18 protein-coding genes are annotated in these 22,224 nt (G+C 73.2%); 6 read left to right on the top strand and 12 right to left on the bottom strand.

The window, feature by feature from the left end:
• Positions 1-39 precede the first annotated feature (39 nt).
• The 5 genes from KJK29_RS03655 to absR1 form a co-directional block, all read right to left on the bottom strand.
• Positions 40-1,137, bottom strand: coding sequence for an ATP-binding protein (locus tag KJK29_RS03655; RefSeq protein WP_215117148.1), 1,098 nt, complete (start codon positions 1,135-1,137; stop codon positions 40-42).
• A complete protein-coding gene (locus tag KJK29_RS03650; RefSeq protein WP_215117147.1) occupies positions 1,134-2,024 on the bottom strand; it encodes a hypothetical protein in 891 nt (296 codons plus the stop codon). Before KJK29_RS03650 ends, KJK29_RS03655 begins: the two co-directional genes overlap by 4 nt.
• Before the next feature lie 55 nt (positions 2,025-2,079).
• Positions 2,080-3,354 (bottom strand): cation:proton antiporter, encoded by a 1,275-nt coding sequence (locus KJK29_RS03645; RefSeq protein WP_215117146.1) that lies wholly within the window; start codon positions 3,352-3,354, stop codon positions 2,080-2,082.
• A 191-nt stretch (positions 3,355-3,545) separates the two neighbouring features.
• Positions 3,546-3,755, bottom strand: a complete 210-nt coding sequence (locus tag KJK29_RS03640) for a hypothetical protein (protein WP_215117145.1) — start codon at positions 3,753-3,755, stop codon at positions 3,546-3,548.
• Positions 3,756-3,825: 70 nt separating this feature from the next.
• Complete coding sequence (gene absR1, locus KJK29_RS03635) at positions 3,826-4,911, bottom strand: beta-glucuronidase AbsR1 (RefSeq protein ID WP_215117144.1); 1,086 nt, start codon at positions 4,909-4,911, stop codon at positions 3,826-3,828.
• Between the two features lie 95 nt (positions 4,912-5,006).
• Between absR1 and KJK29_RS03630 the strand changes: the two genes are divergently transcribed.
• Positions 5,007-6,752, top strand: a complete 1,746-nt coding sequence (locus KJK29_RS03630; protein ID WP_215117143.1) for a LuxR family transcriptional regulator AbsR2 — start codon at positions 5,007-5,009, stop codon at positions 6,750-6,752.
• Between the two features lie 371 nt (positions 6,753-7,123).
• Here the strand turns inward: KJK29_RS03630 and KJK29_RS03625 are convergent, their stop codons facing one another.
• A complete protein-coding gene (locus KJK29_RS03625) occupies positions 7,124-9,691 on the bottom strand; it encodes a CHAT domain-containing protein (RefSeq protein WP_251058069.1) in 2,568 nt (855 codons plus the stop codon).
• Positions 9,692-9,880: 189 nt separating this feature from the next.
• Here KJK29_RS03625 and KJK29_RS03620 point away from each other — a divergent pair, with 189 nt between their 5' ends.
• The 3 genes from KJK29_RS03620 (at position 9,881) to KJK29_RS03610 (ending at position 12,443) form a co-directional block, all read left to right on the top strand.
• Positions 9,881-11,320: a S8/S53 family peptidase gene (locus tag KJK29_RS03620; RefSeq protein WP_215117141.1), complete on the top strand. Its 1,440-nt coding sequence runs from the start codon at positions 9,881-9,883 to the stop codon at positions 11,318-11,320.
• 62 nt (positions 11,321-11,382) lie between these two features.
• On the top strand, positions 11,383-11,958 hold the full coding sequence (locus KJK29_RS03615) for an RNA polymerase sigma factor (RefSeq protein WP_215117140.1): 576 nt from the start codon (positions 11,383-11,385) through the stop codon (positions 11,956-11,958).
• Positions 11,959-11,963: 5 nt separating this feature from the next.
• Complete coding sequence (locus KJK29_RS03610) at positions 11,964-12,443, top strand: hypothetical protein (protein ID WP_215124131.1); 480 nt, start codon at positions 11,964-11,966, stop codon at positions 12,441-12,443.
• 25 nt (positions 12,444-12,468) lie between these two features.
• On the opposite strand, the gene KJK29_RS03605 is transcribed toward KJK29_RS03610, so the two are convergent.
• On the bottom strand, positions 12,469-13,692 hold the full coding sequence (locus KJK29_RS03605; protein WP_215117139.1) for a cytochrome P450: 1,224 nt from the start codon (positions 13,690-13,692) through the stop codon (positions 12,469-12,471).
• Positions 13,693-13,761: 69 nt separating this feature from the next.
• A complete protein-coding gene (locus KJK29_RS03600) occupies positions 13,762-14,550 on the bottom strand; it encodes an N-formylglutamate amidohydrolase (protein WP_215117138.1) in 789 nt (262 codons plus the stop codon).
• Between the two features lie 81 nt (positions 14,551-14,631).
• Between KJK29_RS03600 and KJK29_RS03595 the strand changes: the two genes are divergently transcribed.
• Entirely contained in the window at positions 14,632-14,973 is a 342-nt protein-coding gene (locus KJK29_RS03595; RefSeq protein ID WP_215124130.1) for a DUF5713 family protein, read from the top strand.
• Between the two features lie 67 nt (positions 14,974-15,040).
• Here KJK29_RS03595 and KJK29_RS03590 read toward each other — a convergent pair whose 3' ends face one another.
• Positions 15,041-17,260, bottom strand: coding sequence for an NADP-dependent isocitrate dehydrogenase (locus tag KJK29_RS03590; RefSeq protein WP_215117137.1), 2,220 nt, complete (start codon positions 17,258-17,260; stop codon positions 15,041-15,043).
• Between the two features lie 187 nt (positions 17,261-17,447).
• Between KJK29_RS03590 and KJK29_RS03585 the strand changes: the two genes are divergently transcribed.
• Complete coding sequence (locus KJK29_RS03585) at positions 17,448-18,989, top strand: M1 family metallopeptidase (RefSeq protein ID WP_215117136.1); 1,542 nt, start codon at positions 17,448-17,450, stop codon at positions 18,987-18,989.
• Positions 18,990-19,007: 18 nt separating this feature from the next.
• Here KJK29_RS03585 and KJK29_RS03580 read toward each other — a convergent pair whose 3' ends face one another.
• From KJK29_RS03580 to KJK29_RS03570, 3 genes are all read right to left on the bottom strand, one after another.
• A complete protein-coding gene (locus KJK29_RS03580; protein ID WP_215117135.1) occupies positions 19,008-20,105 on the bottom strand; it encodes a mechanosensitive ion channel family protein in 1,098 nt (365 codons plus the stop codon).
• 258 nt (positions 20,106-20,363) lie between these two features.
• Entirely contained in the window at positions 20,364-21,128 is a 765-nt protein-coding gene (locus KJK29_RS03575; protein ID WP_215117134.1) for a crotonase/enoyl-CoA hydratase family protein, read from the bottom strand.
• Between the two features lie 43 nt (positions 21,129-21,171).
• On the bottom strand, positions 21,172-22,155 hold the full coding sequence (locus KJK29_RS03570; protein WP_370869113.1) for a lysylphosphatidylglycerol synthase transmembrane domain-containing protein: 984 nt from the start codon (positions 22,153-22,155) through the stop codon (positions 21,172-21,174).
• Positions 22,156-22,224: the final 69 nt, after the last annotated feature.

The raw sequence follows: 22,224 nt of genomic DNA, 5'->3' as shown, positions 1-22,224 counted from the left end.
TGCGGGTCCGGAGAGGCGCGGTCGGGGTGGCGGTGGGCATCAGCCGCCGGGGCGGGGCAGGATCGGCTCACGGAGCAGGGCGTCGCGGCGCGCCCGCCGGCTCTCCCAGTGGGGTCTGAGCGCGTCGGCGTCGATCGCCCAGGGGTGCGGCGCGCTGCGCAGGGCGTTTGCGGCCGAGTGGAAGACCTTGCGCAGTTCGCGCACGTCGGAGGGTTTCCATTCGTCGTGTGCTGCCATCAGGGAACTCCTGTCGGGTTCGACCAGGCTGTGCGGTCCGCCGCCGGCGGCGCGGGCGCTGTGGCTGAACCTCCAGATGTCCTCGGAGTCCAGCTCGCGCAGCGCGAGATGGGTGACGGCCGCCGATCCGGCGAGGGCGGCGGTCACGTCCCTCGGGGTCTCCGCGGCGCCGTGGCTCACTTCGACGAAAAGTACGATCCTGGGGTGCGCGGGGCTCAGACAGGTGCGCAGAAAAGCCGCCCGGAGATGGGCGTCGTTCCACCGGATGTGCGGGATCACGACGAAGAGCAGCGCGTTGTGCTGGATCAGCAGATCGCTCATCTCGCTGTAGGCCTGGAACGGGTCCTCCTCCGAGATGATCGCCTGCACCCGGGGCTCGGGGAACTCGTGCAGCAGCAGCCTCTTGGCGATCTCGCGGCGTATGCGGGCGTTGATCAGCCGGGTCGGCGCGAACGACCGGCCGTCCGGGTCGACACTGATCCGGCGGCCGTCGTTGTCGAGGCCCGCGGTCGGGGCGAACAGCACGAGCGGGTTCCCGGCCGCGGGCGCCGCCGCCGATATCCGCCGGCGTGCCTCGTGGATGCACCGGTGGATGAGCGATGTCTTGCCCATGCCGGGCTGTCCGCTGACGACCACCACCCGGCCGTGCCCGGAGCTCGAGTCGAGGAGTTCGTCGAGGTGGGGCCAGTCCTCCTCGAAGCGGTCCAGTTCGTCACGGGAGTGGTCGACGTCGACCCACTGGTGCATGTGGTCCGGCTGCTTCCACGGCACCAGGGGGTGGTCGGCGCTCAGCGTGGCGGAACCGTTCGCGCCGCTGTCACGGCCGTCGCCGTTGCCCGCGCCGTTCGATCCGTACGGTTTGCGCACTCCGTAGGGGTTCGCCCAGTCGGAGTTGGTCATCCGTGTTGCCCTCCGGAGCTTGTGGGACGGCCGTCGTGCCGTGGCCCGCGCAGCCACCACACGGGGGCGGGGCGCAGCAGATCGCCCACCTCCCGGGTCTGCCGGTCCAGGATGGTGCGCACGGCGTCCGCCTCGTTCTTTCTGTCGTTCGGTCGCAGGAGTTCCCCGTCCCGGCTGCGCGGCAGTCTGTCCGCCAGGGGCAGGGAGTCGGCCAGCAGCCGGGCCGCCGCACGGCGCGGGGCCGGGCCGGGCACCAGGGCGAGGAGGCCGCTGAGCGCCTCCCGGGCCCGTGACACCTCGGCGTGGTCCGTCTCGGCCACCTGTTCGTACTCCGCGAGATACAGCCATGCGATCCTCCGGAATTCCAGCACGGCCGCCGAGAGTTGCCGGCCGTGCGTGCGCCGCTCCGCCGAGATCCGTTCCGTCTTCTGCCCGAGCACGGTGAGCACGGCGCCGGTCGCCAGCAGCAGAGCCCCGTCGGCGAACCCGCCCAGCCCACCGCCGCCCTGGTCCGCGGACGCCCCCGCCGGTTCGCCCGCTGCGGCCATGACCGCCTCGCAGACCCGTGCGAAGTCGCCCGGCCGCTTGTCGGCCCAGTCGTCGAGCGACATCACGCCACCCTTGCCGCCGGGCACCCGTACGGCGTCCGTACCGCCGACCGGACCCGGAACACGCCCCACCACACCGAGCCGCACCGCCGCGTCCCGGAGGTCGCCACGGTGCTCGTCGGCGAGGCAGTACACCAGCCGGACATCGCTCCTGCCCGTGTCGGCGGCGGCCTGTCCGGCGGTCGCGGGGAGCAGCGGCAGCGTGCCGAGCAGCAGGACGGGGCGCCAGCGCGCTCTCCTGCGGGGACGCCTGACACGGCTCCCTCTCCGCTCACCCATCCGGCCTCCCCGTTCCCCTGGCCGCGCCCCGTCCGGGCCGCCGCGCATCATCCGGCTACGCGGAGGACCGCAGTCCGTCGGTCGCCGTCGGTGTCTCGCCCGTCCTGCCCTCGTCGGCCGCCGGATGCCGGGGGAGACGCCGCCGTTCACCCGTGGGTTGCCGGTTCTTCCCGGCCCGGTGGCGGGACCAGCAGCCGAACGCCATGCGCGCCCCGTAGTGCAGCAGATTGACGGTCACCACGGCCGGGGCGACGATGCCGACCGTCTTCGGGAAGTCGCGTTCGAGGGTGAGGGCGAGCAGCACGGCCGTCAGACCGTTCTGCTGGCCGATCCCCAGCAGGATCCGGTCCCTTCGGGACAGGCCGCGCACGAAGAGGGGCATCAGCAGCACGGCCACCACCGCCTGTGCGCCGAACGCCGAGACGCCCAGCAGCACTCCCGGGCCCAGCGACACCCCCTGGGCGGCGAACAGGCCCAGCAGGGCGGTCGCGAGCAGAAAGGCGCTGGTGACCGCCCGCGCGAGCGGACGGGCGAAGGCCCGCGCGCGCAGGAACAGTCCAGCCACGGCCACGGCGAGCATCAGCATGTTCGCCGCCGCGAGCACGAGCACGGCCACGACCAGCAGCGCGCCGAGCGGTGTCACCGGTCGCCGGGGGCGGTCGAGTTCGCCGGGCTCCGCGGACTCCTCACGGGCCCGCCGTGCCGGCCACAGCCTGCCGCCCGCCCACCACAGCGCGAGGGCACCGGCCAGGAGCAGCGCGTTGAACGCCAGTCCGAGGGCGTAGCCGCGGGCCCCGCCGCCCACCACCGACGGTGTGCCCGGGTGCCCCGCGGCCGTGTAGGCGTATCCGGCGACGTACAGCGTCAGCAGGACCGTCATCGGGTCGTCGAAGGAGGCCCACGCCGTGAGCAGCGACCGGGCGCGCCGCGACATGTGCGCGTCCCTGCCGAGGGCGGTCACCGACAGCGGGTCGATCTGCGCGACGACGATGCCGAGGATCAGATACTCCGGGTGCCCCGACGCCCAGACCATGACGCCCGAGACGATCGCCGCCTTGAGGAGGACTCCCAGCGTGACCGCCGCCACCACACCGCGCAGATCACGCCGCAGATCGGCGAGATCGATGCCGTACGTGCTGCCGTACAAGCCCACGGCCAGCAGCAGTCCGGTGGCGAAGACGTACCCGGTGGTGCCGACCAGACGCGACGGATCCGCCGCCAGACCGATCAGAACGCCCAGGACCAGCGCGCCCAGCGCCCACAGCAGGACGGCCGGAACCGCCGCCCGCGGCCTCGGCCGCCGGTCACGGTCGCGTCGGGACGTCTCCACCCGCTCTCCCCCCCCCATCCCCCGGTGTTACGCCGCGAGCGTAGTCGGGCCGCCGGCACCTCGTGCGTCTTCCGGTACGGACGTGCAGCCGCGAGAGCAATCAAGCGTAGGCATCAATACTCGGACGGCGTAACGCCATTGCCAGCCGTTCCCTTGCACGATGCCCCATGTCGGCCGCCGGTGAACGCTCTTCACCCCTGGGGTGGATCCACGACGCCGGGGCCGGTGCGCCCCGCGTCCGCCCCGCCGCCCTCGGCGAGGCCCTCGACGGCACCGCGTCCGTCGGCCGTGCGCCCCCGCCCCGGGCGTGAACCAGGACATGGCGTGGGCGGGGACACGGGGTGGTCGCGGGCACGGGTGGTCCAGGACATGGCGTGGTCGAGGACGTCACCCACCCCCATGGGCGACGTCCTCGACCGCTCCCCCGGTGCCGGACTGTGGCTCAGGTGTCCGCGCGGCGCGTCGGTGCTGTCACCAGCACATCACCGCCGTCTCGCCGGAACCCCACGCGGAGTACAGGCGTACACGGACGTGGTAGCGGCGGCCCTTGACGAGCCGGGCGCTGATCGTGGCGTTGCGCGCCGTCCCTCCGTCGTCCTGCCCGGCGAGGTAACGGGGCTCCCCGTCCCGCTCCTCGAAGGCCACGACGACGGTGTCGCCGTCGCCGAAGGTGCCCAGCGTGTAGGTGCGGGTCTCCGGCGGGTCGATGACGAAGTCGGCCTGCTCGCCCGGGCCGAGACCGAGCGGCGCCGAGCGGAACGGCACCAGTTCGGACGGTCCCGCCGGATGAGCCGGCGGATACCAGCGGAGCACGAACTCCTTGTCGGCGGCGGACAGGGTGCCGGGCGGGTTCAGACCCGCGCGGTACTGCTCCGGCTCCAGCACCAGCCCCGACGAGAACGGGAACTCCATGATCGACTGCGGGTCCCAGACGGAACCGTTGGCCTCGTCCGGGTCGAGCTTGCGCAGAATGTTGTAGTGCGTTTTCTCCCGGCTCCAGTGGTGGGGCGGGCCGGCCAGTTCGGCGTACACCGCCTCGTCGTCGAAGTGGAGACCGGCGAACGGGCTCTGGTGCTCGTGCAGCATGCCGAGCGCGTGCCCGATCTGGTGCAGGGCCGTCCCGCGCTCCCCGGGCGCGGTCAGGTCCCAGCCGAGGTTCATGGTGCGCTCGTGCCGTCCGGCCAGCAGCGCGTCGCGGCCCACGGCCGACCAGGAGCCGTCGCCGAGCTGGAACCCGATGCGCAGTTCGGCCTCCGAGCGGTCGTCGACCTCGGCGAAGGAGATCCCGGTGCCGAGGTCCTGCCACTCCCGGAAGCAGGAGCGCACCACGTCCCGCTGCTCCTCGGCGCCGGCCCACGACACCCGTCGCGTCATCCCCGTCCCCGGCACGGGGATGACGGACGCGTCGCTGTCGCCGTCGAAGAACCAGTAGTGCAGCACTGTGCCGTTGACCCACATACGCCGCCCGCTCGCGAGCGCGCTCAGCCGCTCGGCCGCCGGCCCCGGTGCGGGGGCGGGCGCCGGCGTCTGAGCCAGCGAGCAGTAGCGTGCGGTCATGGCCACAGCCTGCCCCGGGGGCCGTTCCGGGCGCCTGAGTCGGGGGCTACTCAAGTCGCCCTGTATCAGAAGTGAGTAGCCGCGCTCATGCTTGTGTGACGACTTACGAGCGGGACGCGACGCCCCTGGAGCTGCCCTGGCCCTTCGCCGGGCGGGAGGACGAACTGGAGCTGGTCCGCAGGTCCCTGACCGGCGGACGCCGCGGCATCGTGGTGACGGGCCCGGCGGGCTGCGGCAAGACCCGCCTCGTCACCGAGGCGGTCCGCGGCACCGACTGCGCCCGGGCGGCCGGTACGCCCGAGAGCCGCGCCCTCCCCTTCGCCGCGTTCGCCCCTCTGCTGCCCGAGACGGTCACCCTGCACCGCGCGGTCCAGCTCCTGTCCGGCGTACGGACGCTGGTCGTGGACGACGCGCACCTCCTCGACGACGCCTCCGCCGCCCTGGTCCACCAACTCGCCGTGCACGGCCGCACCCGGCTGCTGGTCGTCGCCACGGACGGCACCCCGGTGCCCGGCGCGATCTCCCGGCTGTGGACCGGAGAACTGCTGCCGCGCCTCACTCTGGAGCCGCCCGCGCAGGAGGAGACCGCACAGCTCCTCACGGCCGGCGCCGGCCCCCTCGACCCGCTCACCGTCGGCCGGCTGCACCGCCTGAGCCGGGGCGATCTGCGGCTGCTGCGCGATCTGCTGGGCGCGGTGCGCGGGCGGCTCACCGACGTCCCGGGCACCGAGGAACGCGCGTGGCGGGGCCCGGTGCCGCTGACCACGGCCGTACGGGAGCGCACCGCCCCCGTCCTCGGCCGCACCTGCCCTCGCGAGCGCGAGACCCTGGACCGTCTCGCCTTCGCCGAACCCCTGCCGCTGCGCCCGGACGACGCGGACCTCGGGGCCCTGGAAGCCCTGGAGTCCGACGGCCTGATCCATGTCGACGACGCGGGCACCGTCCGCCTCGCCCACCCCCTGCACGGACCGGTGCTCCGGGCGGCGGCCGGCCGGCTGCGGGCGCGCCGGCTGTCCCGCACACCGGATGAGTACGCCGCCGCCCTCGACGCCGAGTCGGCCGCACTGGCCCACCGCATCGACCGGGACGACGTACGGGCCATGCCCACGCCGGTGGGGGAGTGGCTGGTCGCCGAGGGCGGCACGCTGCCGTGCGGGTACGCCGCCGTACGCGCCCGGTTCGCCCGGCTGCGCGGGGAGTTGCGGGAAGCGGCGGCCTGGGCGAGGGAGGGGCTGCGCGGTACGCCCTCGGACATGTCGTGCCAGGACGAACTCGACCGTGCCGCAGCCCAGTCGGGAGATCCCGCCGCCGACCTTCGGGGCGACCTCGACACCGTCCTCGCGGACCTCGCCGACCCCTACGACGCCGTCCGGCTCGGCGCCCCCGAGAAGGTCATCGACCGGCTCACCGGTGTGTTCGCCCGGCACGCCGACGCCCTGACCCGCGCCGACGGCCCGGCCCTGGACGAGGTCGCCGAGGAGCTGGAGCGGCGCGGCTTCACCCTGTTCGCCGCCGAGGCGCACGCCCAGGCCGTGGGGGCACACCGCGAGCCGCGTGCCGCCCGGCACTCCCGCACCCGGGCCGTGGCACTGGCCCGGCGCTGCCAGGGCGCGCGTACGCCGGCGCTGTCCGGGCTGGTCCTCGGCGAACTCACCGCCCGGCAGCGGCAGATCGTCACCCTCGCGGCGGCGGGCCTGAGCAACCGGCAGATCGCCGAACGCCTCACCTTGTCGATCCGCACCGTCGGCAACCACCTCTACAGCGCCTACGCCCGGCTCGGCGCGAGCGACCGCGGCGCCCTGCCGTGGCTGACCGAGGTACCGGAGGCCCAGCCCGCCTGAGCCGCACCCGAGACCGGCGGCCTGACCCGCACAGGGGACGGGTCAGGCCGCCTTCTTCAGCCCGCCCGCGAGCCCCGGCCCGCGAGCCCCGGCCCGCGAGCCCCGGCCCGCGAGCCCTGGCCCGTGAGCCCTGGCCCGTGAGCCTTGGCCCGTGAGCCTTGGCCCGTGAGCCTTGGCCCGTGAGCCTTGGCCCGTGAGCCTTGGCCCGTGAGCCTTGGCCCGTGAGCCTTGGCCCGTGAGCCTTGGCCCGTGAGCCTTGGCCCGTGAGCCTTGGCCCGTGAGCCTTGGCCCGTGAGCCCCGGCCCGCCAGCGCCGCCCCGGAGCCCCGCCCCGGAGCCCTGCCCCCGAGCCCCGCCCCAAGCCCCGCGCCCTCAGGCCGCCCCGAACGCCGAGAACGCCCACCCCGTCGCCTGGTGCAGCGCGTCGCCCGGCAGGGCGGCCCGGGCGTCGCGCAGCGCCTCCGCCAGGGACAGGCCGGCGTCGAGGCCCTTGTGCAGCGCCAGCATCAGCGGCACCACCGCGGCATCGTTGACGGGCGCGCTGCACGCCACCACCCCGGCCGTGCCCAGCGGCAGCAACGCGGTGACCAGGCCCAGCAGTTCGTCGGCCCCGACGGACGCGAGGCGGGCGGTGTCGCAGCAGGACAGGATGATCCGGTACGGGCTGCGGTCCAGCCGCTCGAAGTCGTGCACGACGATCGGCCCGTCGGCCATCCGCAGGGACGAGAACAGCGGGCTGTCCGCGCGGAACGTGCCGTGCGCGGCGATATGGGCCAGCGCGGCCCCGTCCAGCTCCTCCAGCACCCGAGGCACCCGCGCCTCGCCCTCCTCCAGGACCGTCGCACAGCCGTACCGGCCGGCCAGCTCGGGCACCTCGGCGCCGCCGGTCGCCAGTCCCGGGCCGCGTACCAGCACATGGCAGCCGTCCGGCGGCGGCGCGGTCTCCTTGGCCCGCAGCCAACTGCCCGCCGACGGCGACACGCTGAGCACCCGCTCCCGCAGCGACGGCAGCAGCGCCCACGGCACCCGGTGCAGCCGCCCCGGCGGCACGATCACCACCGGTCCGCCGCCCAGGTGCGCCGCCGCCGGGCCGAGCAGCAGCTCCTCCAGCCGGCGCCCGGCCGCCTCCACCACCGGAAGGCGCGCCTCCGCCCCGGGATGGGCCAGCCGCCGCAGCCCGGCCTGGACGTGCTCGGCCTCCGTCTCCGCCTCGGCCAGCAGCCCGGCCTCGAACCGGCGCACCCGCCCCTGCCCGCACAGCAGCACCTGCACCCGCCCGTCGAGCACGGCGAGTTCCACCAGCCGCACCTCGTCGCCCAGCCGCTCCAGCAGCGTGCCGACCTCGAAGCGGTCCCCGGCCCCGGGCGCCTCGCCCCGCATGTGCAGGGTCCGGGAGCGGATCTCCCGCTCCAGGCGGCGCTGTTCACGCTCCAGCGCCAGGACCGGCCGGCCCTCCATCCGGGCGGCCTCCGCACGGGAGGCGATCTCACGGAACGCCGTCATGCCGCTGAGCAGTTCCGGATCGGCGGGCGGCCGGGTCGGCGCCGTGGACAGCACGGTGGCCCGCCAGCGCTCGCTCCACACCAGCAGCCGCCGCGGCCCGCCCGACACGAGAGACGCCCGCTGGGCGAGCGCGGCCAGCTCCGCGCCCTGCTCGGTGGCGCGCGCCCTGAGCTCCGAGGCGCCCAGCGTCATCCGGTGGTCGTCCAGCACGTCCAGACCCCGCCGGCAGGCCTCCAGCACACCCCGGGCCGACCCGGCGGCCCGGGCCCGCAGCGCCTGCGCCGCCCAGCCCGTCATCCGCGCCAGCGGCGGACCGCCGTGCCTGCTGCGGGCGGCGACGGCCAGATGCCGCTCCGCGTCCGCCGTCCAGCCCAGGCCCAGCGCGATCCGGCCCGCCAGCAGCGACGCCTCCGGCGCGGCCGGAGCCCCGAACGAGGCCAGCTTCTCCGCCACCGCGGCGGCGTCGGCGACCAGCCGTCCCGAACCCCGCCCGGCCGCGTGCCGCGCCTCGATCAGCACCAGCCGGGCGTGCGTCTCCCACCAGGTGCGCCGCTGCCCGGCGAACAGCCGTACCGCGAGGGCGGCACGGGCGATCGCGGTGTGCGGATCCCCGGCCAGCCGGGCGGCCCGCGCGGCGGCGAGCAGCAGCTCCGCCTTGCGTGTGGACTGCCCGCCTATCCCGTCGAGCTTTCTGATCGCCGCGTCCGCCTCGGCCAGCGCCTCGGGCGCGAGCCCGGCCGCCATCAGCACCTCGCAGCGCCGGATGTTCAGCATGAACGTCGGCGTGCCGAGCCGGGCGTACCGCTCCTCCGCCTCGTCGAGCAGTCGCAGCGCCACCGGCACGTCACCGGAGCGGAACGCGGCGAGCCCCCGGCTCTCCACCGCGTCGGCCTTGTCGTGCTCCTGGCCGGTGGTGTCCCACAGCGCCTCGGCCGCGGTGAAGTCCGCCTCGGCCCGCTCCACCGACCCCAGCGCCAGATGCACGGTCGCCCGCAGGGTCAGTGCCCGCGCCGTCCAGATCACGTCCTCCGCCTGCCGCAGCACGGGAACCGCCCGGCGTACGTCCTCCAGCGCCTCGCGATGCCGGCCGAGCACCCACCACACGTACGCCCGCCGGTACAGCACCCGCGCCCGGGTGTGCCCGCCGCCCCGCGCGACCCCCCGCTCGAACGCCGCCAGGCCCTCCCGGGTCCGGCCCGCGTGCACCAGCGCCACGCCCAGCGTGGCCAGCACGTCCGCCTCCCGGTCGGCCGAGTCCGCGCGCGCCGCGAAGTCCCGGGCCCGGCGCAGATGGTTCAGCGCGAGCCGCAGATCGCCGAAGTCCCGCTGCCAGATGCCGATCACCTGATGGGCGACGGAGGCGTGCGACGGGTCGGGATCGGCGTCGAGCAGCGCCCGGGCCCGCGTCAGAGCCTCGCCCGGATCGGCGAACACCATCGGCAGCAGTGCCGCCACCGAGTCGTTTCCCGCTGTCACTCCTCGGATGGTAGTGGCCCCCGACCACACCCCACAGGTCCGGCGCTGTATCAAATGACCGTCCCGCGGCTCATGTCGAGGAGGATCGGCGCGTACCGACGACCGCTCCGCCGCACCGACCGACGCCGTCGCCCAGTGGGAGGACCCGCCATGGCACCTCAGCGATTCCACGAGCAGTTCGAACAGATCCAGCGCTCGATGCCGGACGTCCCCCTCGCGATGGGCCCGGACGACTCGGCCGAGTTCATGTACGAGAAGGGCGTCGTCCTCGTCCGCGACGGCGAGGAGGCCGGCATTGTCGAGGACACCGTACGGGCCCACTTCACGGCGGCCCCCGACCTCGACCAGGACCAGATCCGCCGGGCCGGCCCGCGCACCAACCGCAGCGGCATCACCCGCATCCGCGTCGGCGACCCCGATGAGGGCGGCCGGGAAGCCGACCGCGCCGTCGCCCAGGCGCTGCGCTCCGTGCGCGAACGGGAGGACCGGGCCGGGCACCGGATGGCCGCCCGCAACCATGTCGTCCACATCGCGGTCAACGCCTGCCCCGGCGACGAACCGGTCCCCGTCCCGCTCAGCGAACCGCTCAACCCGGCCGCCGCCGACACGGCGTACGACCCGGACACCGCCGTCGGTGTCCTCGTCGTCGACACCGGGCTGATGAAGGACTACCGCTCCTGCGACCTGCTCTCCCACACCGACGGCGACGCCCAGGTTCAGGAGTGCGACGAGCAGGGCATCCTCCAGCAGTACGTCGGCCACGGCACGTTCATCGCCGGGCTCGTCGCCGCCGTCGCGCCCAACACCGACATCACCGTGCGCGGCAGCCTCAACGACGCGGGCGCCATCCTGGAGTCGGAGTTCGGCGAGAAGCTCTTCGAGGCCGTCGACGCCGGCGGCTGGCCCGACGTCCTCAGCCTCTCCGCCGGCACCTCCAACGGCCGCACCGACGGCCTGCTCGGCGTGGAGAACTTCATGCGGGAACTGCGCGAGCAGCGCACCCTGCTGGTCGCCGCGGCCGGGAACAACGGCAGCGCCACGCCCTTCTGGCCCGCCGCCTACGCCGACCTCCCCGGCTGGGAGGACTCGGTGCTGTCCGTCGGCGCCCTGCGCAGCGACGGCGAGTTCGGCGCCTGCTTCACCAACCACGGCCCCTGGGTGCGGGTCTACGCCCCCGGCGAGCGCCTCACCAGCGCCCTCACCGGCTTCGAGACACCCGTCCCGTACGTGTACCAGCACTCCACGTACGACTCCTGCCGCTACGGCTTCCGCTACGGCTGCACCTGCCGTCACCCCCGCCACACCGGAGTGCTGAGCGACGGGAACGACAAGAACGCGGCCGCGAAGCCGGACCAGGTGATGTTCGAGGGGTACGCGCAGTGGAGCGGCACCTCCTTCGCCACGCCCATGACCGCGGGCATGGTCGCCGCCCATATGACGGCGCACAAGGAGACCGACCCGCGCGCGGCCCGGCAGCAGCTGCTCGCCGCCAACACCGGGCTCGCCGAAGTGCGCGGGGCGCACGTCCCCGCGCTGCGTCCGCCCACGTGGCGCCCGGTCCCGGTCGTGCGCCTGGTCCCCGGCCCGTGAGGGCCGAAGCCGCCCCCTCCACGGCGTACCATGACCTGCCGTACTCGAGGGGTGGGGCTGCTGTGGACCGTACTGATGCCGGCGCGCTCGTCCAGGCGGCCGCCGACGGCGACGCGGCGGCCTGGAAGGCGCTCGTGGAGGGGCTGAGCCCGCTGGTGTGGTCCGTGGTGCGCGCCCACCGGCTCTCCGACGCGGACGCCCACGAGGTGTACCAGACGGCGTGGTTCCGCTTCGCCCAGCACCTCGGGCGCATTCGTGAACCCGGCAAGGCGGGCGCGTGGCTGGCGAGCACGGCGCGCCACGAGTGCCTGAAGGTCATCCGCAGCTCGCAACGGCTGACCCTGACGGACGATCCACAGATCCTGGACCGGGTCAGCGAGGAGGGCACGCCCGAACAGTCGCTGCTCGACTCCGAGGAGGCCGCCGCCCAGAGCGAACGCGTACGGCGGCTGTGGCAGGAGTTCGAGGAACTGGGCGAGCGGTGCAGGCAGTTGCTGCGTGTGCTGATGGCCACGCCGCCGCCCAGCTATCAGGACGTGTCCGCCGCGCTCGGTATCGCGGTGGGCAGCATCGGACCGCTGCGCCAGCGCTGTCTGCGGCGTCTGCGGGCCCGGCTCGAGGCACGGGGGGCGATATGAGCGACATGAACGACGACGGCCTGATCAGCGAAGAGGACTGGACGGACGACGAGTTCGACGCCGGACTGCTGGAGGAGGAACTGCGGCAGGCCGCCGCCGTCCTCGACCCGGTGCCCGCGCAGCTCCAGCAGATCGCCGTCGACGCGTACGCGCTGCACGACCTCGACGCCCGGGTCGCCGAGCTGACCTTCGACTCGCTGGTCGACGCCCTCCCGGTGCGGGGCGACACCGACGCGCCCAGGATGCTGACCTTCCGGGCGGGCGAGGTCACCGTCGACGTCGAGGTCACCCCACAGGGGCTCATGGGACAGGTGCTGCCCCCGCAACCGGCCCGGATCGAGGTCCTGGGCGGCCCCCGCCCCGGCTCCCCGCTCACGGCCGACGACCTGGGCCGCTTCACCGGCGACGCACCGCTCTCCGGCCCGTTCGCGCTACGGCTGCGGACCGGCGGGGATGTCGTGGTGACGGAGTGGCTGCGGGCCTAGCCACCTGGTCGCGGGCGCTCCCGGGTCACCAGGTGCACGGCAGCGTCCGCGGCCCCCGGATCATCGTCCTGCGCCGCCACTCGACCTGGTCGGCCGGGACCGCGAGCCGCAGGTCCGGGAGCCGGTCCAGCAGGGTTGCGAGCAGCAGTTCGGTCTGGAGGCGGGCCAGGACGGCGCCGGTGCAGTAGTGCGGGCCGTTGCCGAGGGCCAGGTGCGGGTTGGGGGCGCGGCCGGGGTCGATCCGGTCCGGCTCGGGGAAGACGTCCGGGTCGCGGTTGGCGGCGAGGTAGGAGACGTACACCGCCTCGCCCGCGCGGATGCGGTGTCCGTGCAGGTCGACGTCCTCCAGGGCGATCCGCGCCAGGCCCACGGAGCTGCGGTGGGGGATGAAGCGCAGCAACTCGTCCAGCAGCGCGTCACGGGCCTCGGGCCGCTCCAGCCACCACTGCCGCAACTCGGGCCGGGTGAGCAGCAGACAGAGCATCTGCCCGCAGTTGTGGGTGACGGCCTCGCCGCCGATCTGCAGCGGACCGGCGAGGCCGATCGCCTCCGGCTCGCTGAGGTCGCCACGCGCCACGGCGGCGCCCAGCAGGGAGTACACGTCCTCGCCGGTGCTGTCGGCGCGGGAGCGGATCGTCTGTGTGATCCATCCGTACAGACCGCTCTTGGCCCGGTCGGCGGCCTCGGCCCCGCCCGAGGTGGAGATGATCTGCCGGGTCCAGGTGTGCACCTGCTCCCGGTCGGCGGCCGGCACCCCCATCACCTCGCTGACCAGGGCGATCGGGAACGGTTCGAGCACCCGCTCGATCAGCTCGGCCGGCGGCCCGTCCCGTACGACCCCGTCCACCAGCTCGTCGAGCATCTCCTGCGCGCGGGGCCGCAACCGCTTCATCGCGCTGACGGTGAAGGCCCCGGCGACCGCCTTGCGCAGCCGGTTGTGGTCGGGCTGGTCGGCGAAGGCCAGTGAACCCGGCCGCGGTTTGAAGTGCGGTGCCATCCGCGTCACTTGACGTGTTGTCACCTCCGCGCGGCTGAACCGCGGATCGTTGGTGATCAGCTTCACGTCGTCGTGGCGGGTGGCCAGCCATGCCCATCCCTCGCCGAACGGCAGCCGGATCCGCGTCAGCGGCCCCTCGCGCATCAGCTCCGCGAGGACCGGGTCGAAGTCCGTCCCGTCCAGGTCGAGGGCGGGCCAGTCCCGTACCGGGGGCGGTTCCTGGCCGGTCAGCGTAGTGGTCTCCTCCGTCATGCACCCACCCTCACCGTGCCCCCGGCCGCTTGTCGCGCGGGAGTGCTCCAGCCGGTGGCGTCCGGCCCCTCAGCGGGACACGGCGTCGACGAGCCGGGCCAGCGCGCCGGCCAGCCGCTCCAGTCCGGCCCCGGCGGGACCGCCCGGCTCGGTCATATAGGTGTCGCGGCGGATCTCCACCATGAGCGCGCCGACCTCGGGCCGCTTCCCGTAGAACTCCAGGGGGACGTAGGCCCCACTGAACGGGCTGTCGAGCCCTGTCTCCCCGAACGCCTCGCGGGCGGCGTCCAGCAGGCCGGGGGAGGTGTGGAACGGGTCGGTGCCGAGACAGACCGCCGGCCGGGGACCGTCCCCGTGCAGTTCGTAGGGCAGCCTCCGGCTCGGGTAGGAGTGCACGTCGATGATCACGGCCCGCCCGGTGGCCGCCAGCCGGTCCGCCACGGCCTGTGTCATCGCCCGCGCGTACGGCCGGAAGTACCGCTCCACGAGCGGCTCGGGGTCGATGCCCTCGGGCCGCAGCGCCTCGCCGTGCGTGGTCCGCGTGTACACCGCCCCCATACCGACGGCCCGCATCTCCTCCCGCTCGTCCGGAAACCGCTCGGGGTCAACGACCAGCCGCGACAGCCGGTTGACGAACCGCCAGGGCGCCACCCCCGCGAGCCCGGCGGCCACCTCGGCGATCTCCGCCGTGTGCCCGTCGGTGATGTGGTCCAGCTCCCGCTCCAGCTCCTCGTCACCCAGCACGATCCCCGCGCGTACGTCTTCGGGTATCTCCCGCGCGGAGTGCGGGACATGCAGGATCACCGGGGAGTCGGAGGCCCCGGCCAGCGGCTCGAAGGAGTGCGGGGCGTCGGTCATGGGGCGGCTCCAGGGGCGTTGTCAGTGGCGTGCGGCAGGATCAAGGTGCCATATCGCCGGATCATCGAGGCCGAGGACGTCATGCCGATCAGCAACCAGCAGGTGAGCGCCCATCCGTTTCTCGGGGGTCTGTACGCGGACGACTACTTCCCCGACCACGTGCTGGACCGGGGCCGCGCGATCCTGCTCGCCCTGTGCGAGCGCATCGAGACGGAGCGCCCGGCCGACCTCGACGCGCTGTACGTCCTGACCCACGCGGCCACGGAGGAGTTCAACGACCTGGAGGCCGAGTTCGAGGCGGCGGACAGCGAGATCGAGACGGTGGCCCGCGAGGAGATAGCCGAGGACTTCGCCCACATCGCACAGGCCTACGGCTTCACCGACGCGGACGTGGAGGAACTGATCGCCCCGCGGGAATGGTGAGAACTCCGCCCCGGCCGGGCAGTGTGCCGGCCGGGGCGGAGTCGGTGGATCTCTGTGAGTCCTGACGTCAGGCGAGGGACGCCAGGGTCTCGTTCCACGTGGTGGACGGGCGCATGGCCGCAGCGGCCTTCGCCGGGTCGGGCTGGTAGTAGCCGCCGATCTCGACCGGCTTGCCCTGGGCGGCGATCAGCTCGTCGACGATCTTCTGCTCGCCCGCCGTGAGAGTCTCGGCGAGCGGGGCGAAGGCCTTCGCCAGGTCCGCGTCGTCGGTCTGCTTGGCCAGCTCCTGCGCCCAGTACAGGGACAGGAAGAAGTGGCTGCCGCGGTTGTCGATGCCGCCGACGCGCCGGGTCGGGGACTTGTCCTCGTTGAGGAAGGTCGCCGTGGCGCGGTCGAGGGTGTCGGCCAGGACCTGGGCGCGGGCGTTGCCCGTGACCTTCGCCAGCTGCTCGAAGGACGGCACCAGGGCGAAGAACTCACCCAGGCTGTCCCAGCGCAGGTAGTTCTCCCGGACCAGCTGCTGGACGTGCTTCGGGGCGGAGCCGCCGGCGCCCGTCTCGAAGAGACCGCCGCCCGCCATCAGCGGGACGACCGACAGCATCTTGGCGCTGGTGCCCAGCTCCAGGATCGGGAACAGGTCGGTGAGGTAGTCGCGCAGGACGTTGCCCGTCACCGAGATGGTGTTCTCGCCGCGGCGGATGCGCTCCACCGACAGCTTCGTCGCCTCGACGGGGGAGAGGATCCGGATGTCCAGGCCCTCGGTGTCGTGCTCCGCGAGGTAGGCGTTGACCTTGGCGATCAGGTTGGCGTCGTGCGCACGGGTCTCGTCCAGCCAGAACACCGCCGGGTCACCGGTGGCGCGGGCGCGCGTGACGGCCAGCTTCACCCAGTCCTTGATCGGCGCGTCCTTGGTCTGGCAGGCGCGGAAGATGTCGCCGGCCGAGACGGTCTGCTCGATGAGCGCGGTGCCGTTCTGGTCGACCAGGCGGACCGTGCCCGTGACCGGGACCTCGAAGGTCTTGTCGTGGCTGCCGTACTCCTCGGCCTTCTGCGCCATCAGACCGACGTTCGGCACCGAGCCCATGGTGGAGGGGTCGTAGGCGCCGTTGGCGCGGCAGTCCTCGAGCACGGCCTGGTAGACGCCCGCGTAGGAGGAGTCCGGCAGGACCGCGAGGGTGTCGGCCTCCTCGCCGTCAGGGCCCCACATGTGGCCGGACGTGCGGATCATGGCCGGCATGGAGGCGTCGACGATGACGTCCGAGGGGACGTGCAGGTTCGAGATGCCCTTGTCGGAGTCGACCATGGCCAGCTCCGGGCCCTCGGCGAGCTCGGCGTCGAAGGAGGCCTTGATCTCGGCGCCCTCGGGCAGGCCCTCCAGGCCCTTGTAGATGCCGCCCAGACCGTCGTTCGGGGTCAGACCGGCCGCGGCGAGCTTGTCGCCGTACTGGGCGAAGGTCTTCGGGAAGAAGGCGCGCACCACGTGGCCGAAGACGATCGGGTCGGAGACCTTCATCATCGTGGCCTTCAGGTGCACCGAGAACAGCACGCCCTGGGCCTTGGCCTCGGCGACCTGCGCGGTCAGGAACTCGCGCAGCGCGGCGACCCGCATCACGGAGGCGTCGACGACCTCACCGGCGAGCACCGGTACGGACTCGCGCAGCACGGTGGTGGAGCCGTCGTCGCCGACGAGCTCGATGCGCAGCGCGCCGTCCTCGGCGATCACCACGGACTTCTCGGTGGAGCGGAAGTCGTTCTGGCCCATCGTCGCCACGTTCGTCTTGGACTCGGAGGTCCAGGCGCCCATGCGGTGCGGGTGCGACTTGGCGTAGTTCTTCACCGAGGCGGGGGCGCGCCGGTCGGAGTTGCCCTCACGCAGGACCGGGTTCACGGCGGAGCCCTTGACCTTGTCGTAGCGGGCGCCGATCTCGCGCTCCTCGTCGGTCTTCGGGTCGTCCGGGTAGTCCGGCAGCGCGTAGCCCTGGCCCTGCAGCTCGGCGATCGCGGCCTTGAGCTGCGGGATGGACGCCGAGATGTTCGGCAGCTTGATGATGTTGGCGGCGGGCGTCTTGGCCAGCTCGCCGAGCTCCGCGAGGGCGTCCGGGATGCGCTGGTCCTCGGTGAGGTACTCCGGGAACACGGCGATGATGCGCCCGGCCAGCGAGATGTCGCGGGTCTCCACGGCGACACCCGCCTGCGCGGCGTACGCCCGGACCACCGGCAGGAAGGAATACGTCGCCAGGGCGGGGGCCTCGTCAGTGTGCGTATAGATGATGGTCGAGTCAGTCACCGGGTGCTCCGCTCCACGTCTGCAACATTGCTCGACATCAAGATATCTCGTGAGCGATCGATCATCGACAGGGGTCCGCCGCCAGTTTCGGGCAACCGATCGGCCCGCTCCTTTGTCAAGGAGAGAGATCACTCACTCCCTGACACGGCCGGACCTGACCACCCGGCCGTCCGAGCGAAAGCGGACCATGAGATATCGCACCAGAGTGACGGCCCCGGCGGCCGCCCTGATCGGCACGGCGGCGGCTCTGACCACGGGGATCCCGGCCCAGGCGACCCCCCGCACCGACCCCTCCCCGGGCCCGGAGACCCTCGGTGACCCCGTCTACCCCGACCTCGGCAACGACGGCTACCGCGTCTCCGCCTACCACCTCGACTTCGCCTACGACGCCACGACCCGGCTCGTCGAGGCCACCGCGACCCTGAGGATCCGCACCACCCAGCCGCTGAGCCGCCTCTCCCTCGACGTGCTCGGCCTGGACATACGCTCCGTCCGCGTGGGCGGCCGCCCCGCCGCCTTCGAGCAGGTGGCCGAAAAGCTGCGGATCACCCCCGCGCGTACGCTCCCGGCGAAAGCCCGGGTCACCGTGTGCGTCGACTACACCGCCGACCCGCGCCGCACGCTGCCGCACACCGGCTGGGTCGCCACCCCGGACGGCTTCGCCGTGTGCTGCCAGCCGAATTCCGCGCACACCGTCTTCCCCTGCAACGACCACCCCTCGGACAAGGCCGACTTCACCTTCCGCCTGACCGTGCCCGGGGGACTGCGGGGCGTCGCGAGCGGCCGGCTCGTGCGCACCGAGCAGCTGGACGGCGACCGGACGGCGTACACGTACCGCTCCCGCTCGCCCATCGCCACCGAGGTGGTGCAGATCACCGTCGGCGACTATGTGATCAAGGACCGGCAGGGCCCGCACGGCCTGCCGCTGCGGGACGTCGTCCCCACCGCCCGCGCCGCCGCCCTGGAACCCGCGCTGGCGCTCACCCCGGCCCTGGTGCAGTGGGTCGAGCAGCGGCTCGGGGCGTACCCCTTCGAGACGTACGGCCTGCTGCCGTGCAACTCGGACGACCCCCAGGCCTTCGACTTCACGGGCCTGGAGACGCAGACCCTCACGATCTACAAGCCGAACTACCTCCTCCAGGAGGAGAGCAAGATCGGCTCGCACATGATGCACGAGCTGGTCCACTCCTACTTCGGCAACAGTGTCAGCCCCGCCACCTGGGCCGACCTGTGGCTGAACGAGGGCCACGCCGACTTCTACGGGCTGCTGTACCGCTACGAGCGCGGCTGGCCCGACTCCAAGGGCATGACCACCATGGAAGCCCGGATGAAGGACACCTACGCCCTCGGCGACCAGTGGCGCCACACCTCGGGGCCGGTCGCCGCCCCGAACGCGGTCAACCTCTTCGACAGCCAGCGCTACCTCGGCGGCGTGCTCGTCCTGTACGCGCTGCGGCAGCAGATCGGCGAGGCGGCCTTCAGCGCCGTCGAGCACGCGTTCCTGGAGCGGTACCGCGACGCCACGGCGTCCACGGAGGACTACATCGCGGTCGCCTCCGAGGTCTCCGGACAGGACCTCACCGGCTTCCTGCGCGACTGGCTGTACGGGACGAAGACGCCCCGGATGCCGGGTCACCCGGACTGGACCGTGACGCCCGTGCAGCCGTCCCTCGCGGCACCGCGCAGCCGGAGGGACAGCCACCACCACGACAACTCCGCGACGCTGTAACGCCTCGGAGAGGCGGCTTCAGTCGAGCCGGGCGATCGTCATGTCGCCCGGCTCGAACTCGCCGGTCCGCTGCTGCGGGATGACGGCCGCGCCCTGCTGGAGCGCCACCGTGCGGGCCGGGGCGGGGATGCGGATGCCCTCCGCGCGGTAGCGCTTGTGCAGGCGCTTGATGAACTCGTGCTTGATCCGGTACTGGTCGCTGAACTCGCCGACCCCCAGGATCACGGTGAAACCGATGCGGGAGTCGCCGAAGGTGTGGAACCGGATGATCGGCTCGTGGTCCGGGACGGCGCCGTCGACCTCCCGCATCGTCTCGCCGATGACCTCGTTGGTCACGCGCTCCACGTGGTCCAGATCGCTGTCGTAGGCCACCCCGACCTGCACCAGGATCGTCAGCTGCTCCTCGGGGCGCATGAAGTTGGTCATGTTCGCCTGCGCGAGCTGGCCGTTGGGGAGCACGATGAGGTTGTTGGACAGGTTGCGGATCGTCGTCTGCCGCCAGTTGATGTCCTCGACGTAGCCCTCCTCGCCGCTGCTCAGCTTGATGTAGTCACCGGGCTGGACGGTCTTGGAGGCGAGGATGTGGATGCCCGCGAAGAGGTTGGCGAGCGTGTCCTGCAGCGCCAGCGCGACCGCCAGACCGCCGACGCCCAGGGCCGTGAGCATCGGGGCTATGGAGATGCCCAGGGTCTGGAGCACCACCAGGAAGCCGATCGCGAGGACCAGGATCCGGGTGATGTTGACGAAGATCGTGGCCGATCCGGCGACACCGGAACGGGACTGGGTGAGGGTGCGCACCAGTCCGGCCACCACCCGGGCCGCCGACACCGTCGCCACGAAGATGAGCAGCACCGTCAGCACCTGGTTGGTGTGGTGCTGCACCGTCCGGGTCAGCGGCAGCACCGCCGCCGCGCCCGCCACGCCGCCCACGACCGCGGCCCACGGCACCACGGCCCGCAGCGCGTGCACGATGACGTCGTCCCCGCTCCAGCGGGTGCGGTCGGCGTGCCCGCCCAGCCAGCGCAGCAGGATGCGCAGCGCGAAGGCCGCCAGCAGGCCCGAGGCCAGGGCGATGCCCGCGAAGACCAGGTCGTCCACCGTGAGGGCCCGGTTCACCGGCCACCTCCGGGGGCGAGAACCGCGGCGAACGCCGTCGTCGACGGCCGGATGTGAAGTCTCGTCACGTAGTCACCTGCTCGTTTTCGGGGATGTCCGATCGCGCCGGACCACCCTGACCCGGGGTCGGCGCAATCGTTCATCCTGCCGCATCCCGTAAGGGGTTTCGTACCGGAGACGGGGGTGAGCGGGTGGTGAGTTACTGCACATGACGCGCCGTCGCGCGCGCCGGATCCGCCTGGCTCGCGGCCACCTCGTTCACAAGTCTGTGAAGGACCCGTGCCGGCCCGCGCCGGAGGCGAAGCGGGCGGCTCCCTCGACGCTCTCGGCCAGCACCCCGGCGCCGTGCCCGAACTCGGCGCGCAGCGCGGACGGCTCGTCCAGGCCCTCCTGGTCGAGGACGGAGGCGCGGTCGGCGCGCAGGCACGCCTGCGGGAACCCGGCGATCACGGCGGCCAGTTCCTCGGCCTCGGCGCGGGCGCGGCCGGCCGGGACGACACGGTTGACGAGTCCGATGTCGTGGGCCTCGGCGGCCGGGACGGCCCGTCCCGTGAGGATCAGGTCCAGGGCGCGGCCGGTGCCGATCAGCCGGGGGAGCCGTACGGTGCCACCGTCGATCAGCGGCACGCCCCAGCGGCGGCAGAACACACCGAACACGGCGTCCTCCTCGGCGACCCGCAGATCGCACCAGAGGGCCAGTTCCAGTCCTCCGGCCACGGCATGCCCGGCGACCGCGGCGATCACCGGCTTGGACAGCCGCATCCGGGTCGGCCCCATCGGGCCGTCGCCGTCCGGCTCGGCCCGGTTGCCGCGGTCGGTGCCCAGCGCCTTGAGGTCGGCGCCCGCGCAGAACGTGCCGCCCTCGCCCCAGAGCACCGCCACCCGCGCTTCCTCGTCGGCCTCGAACTCCCGGAACGCGGCGGCGAGTTCGACGGCGGTCGGGCCGTCCACGGCGTTGCGCGCCTCCGGACGGGAGAGGACGACCGTGCTCACATGTCCCTGACGCTCGATCCGCACCGGCATGGTGAAGTCCCTTCTGCGTGACGGAATCGGCACGCTACCCGGGTCAGATCACCTTCAGCCGCACCAGCGCCCCCAGCGTCACCGCGCCCGGCAGCAGCGGCAGCCAGACGGTGATGACCCGGAAGGCCAGGACCACGGCCGTGGCCACCGCGGCCGGGCCGCCCGCCGCCACCAGCGCCACGACCAGCGCCGCCTCCACCGAGCCGATCCCGCCCGGGGTGGGCACCAGGGCGACGGCGACCGTGGCCGCCAGATAGGCCACCGCCATGTGCGCGGCCGGCACGTCAAGACCGAGCGACTGCCCCACCAGCACCAGCACCGAGGCCTGCAGCGCCGGGAAGGCGAAGGACCCGCCCCACAGGGCCAGGGCCCGGGCCGGACGGGTGTGCACCGAGCGCGCCTCGCCGAGTGCCGTACGCAGGAAGGAGACCAGCGTCGAGCGCACCCGCCCGACGAGGGCGACCACGGCCGCCGCGATCACGAGCACCACCGCGGCGCCCGCGAGCAGCGGGCCGAACGCCGTCTCCGGAACCAGGGTGCTCAGCCGCAGCGCGTCGGGGAACGCGAGGAACAGGGCGCCCAGCAGGGCCACCCGGCCGATGCTCTCCGCCAGCAGATACAGCGCCAGGGCGGCCGAGGAGCGGGCGAGCGGCAGACCGCACACCGTCATGAACCGCAGATTGACCGCGCTCGCGCCGAGCCCGGTCGGCAGCAGATGGTTGGCCGCGCCCGCGGCGAACTGGGTCGCGAGCAGGCGCCGTTTGGGCAGCGGTTCGACGACCGCGCCCTGTCGGGTGCAGGAGGCGGCGACCCAGGTCAGACAGGTCGCGCCGACCGCGGCCAGCAGCCACGGCCACTCGGCGGTGCCCAGATGCGCGAAGCCCTCGGCCAGCACCGACCGGTGCCGCACCGCGACCACGGTGACGAGCAGGAGCGGCAGCAGACACAGGATCTGACGCAGGCGGCGGACCGGGACGCGACGGGGGAGTCGTCCCGGGCGGATGTCGGGGAGTTGTACCGCTGTCACATCAGCAGAGGCTTCCCATGCCGTGCCAACGGCGGGTTGCGGAAGCGGGGACTGCGGATTGCGTGCGGG

It is taken from the genome of Streptomyces koelreuteriae (genome assembly GCF_018604545.1).
GTDB classification, from domain to species: Bacteria; Actinomycetota; Actinomycetes; order Streptomycetales; family Streptomycetaceae; genus Streptomyces; species Streptomyces koelreuteriae.
This window is presented reverse-complemented; position numbering and strand designations above follow the sequence as displayed.

Excerpts from the sequence above, each read along its gene's own strand:
- KJK29_RS03650 (WP_215117147.1), bottom strand. The coding sequence starts at position 2,024 with ATGGGTGAGCGGAGAGGGAGCCGTGTCAGGCGTCCCCGCAGGAGAGCG.
- absR1 (WP_215117144.1), bottom strand. The coding sequence starts at position 4,911 with ATGACCGCACGCTACTGCTCGCTGGCTCAGACGCCGGCGCCCGCCCCC.
- KJK29_RS03585 (WP_215117136.1), top strand. The coding sequence starts at position 17,448 with ATGAGATATCGCACCAGAGTGACGGCCCCGGCGGCCGCCCTGATCGGC.
- KJK29_RS03610 (WP_215124131.1), top strand. The coding sequence starts at position 11,964 with ATGAACGACGACGGCCTGATCAGCGAAGAGGACTGGACGGACGACGAG.
- KJK29_RS03605 (WP_215117139.1), bottom strand. The coding sequence starts at position 13,692 with ATGACGGAGGAGACCACTACGCTGACCGGCCAGGAACCGCCCCCGGTA.
- KJK29_RS03595 (WP_215124130.1), top strand. The coding sequence starts at position 14,632 with ATGCCGATCAGCAACCAGCAGGTGAGCGCCCATCCGTTTCTCGGGGGT.
- KJK29_RS03625 (WP_251058069.1), bottom strand. The coding sequence starts at position 9,691 with ATGGTGTTCGCCGATCCGGGCGAGGCTCTGACGCGGGCCCGGGCGCTG.
- KJK29_RS03575 (WP_215117134.1), bottom strand. The coding sequence starts at position 21,128 with ATGCCGGTGCGGATCGAGCGTCAGGGACATGTGAGCACGGTCGTCCTC.
- KJK29_RS03655 (WP_215117148.1), bottom strand. The coding sequence starts at position 1,137 with ATGACCAACTCCGACTGGGCGAACCCCTACGGAGTGCGCAAACCGTAC.
- KJK29_RS03600 (WP_215117138.1), bottom strand. The coding sequence starts at position 14,550 with ATGACCGACGCCCCGCACTCCTTCGAGCCGCTGGCCGGGGCCTCCGAC.
- KJK29_RS03620 (WP_215117141.1), top strand. The coding sequence starts at position 9,881 with ATGGCACCTCAGCGATTCCACGAGCAGTTCGAACAGATCCAGCGCTCG.
- KJK29_RS03640 (WP_215117145.1), bottom strand. The coding sequence starts at position 3,755 with ATGGGGGTGGGTGACGTCCTCGACCACGCCATGTCCTGGACCACCCGT.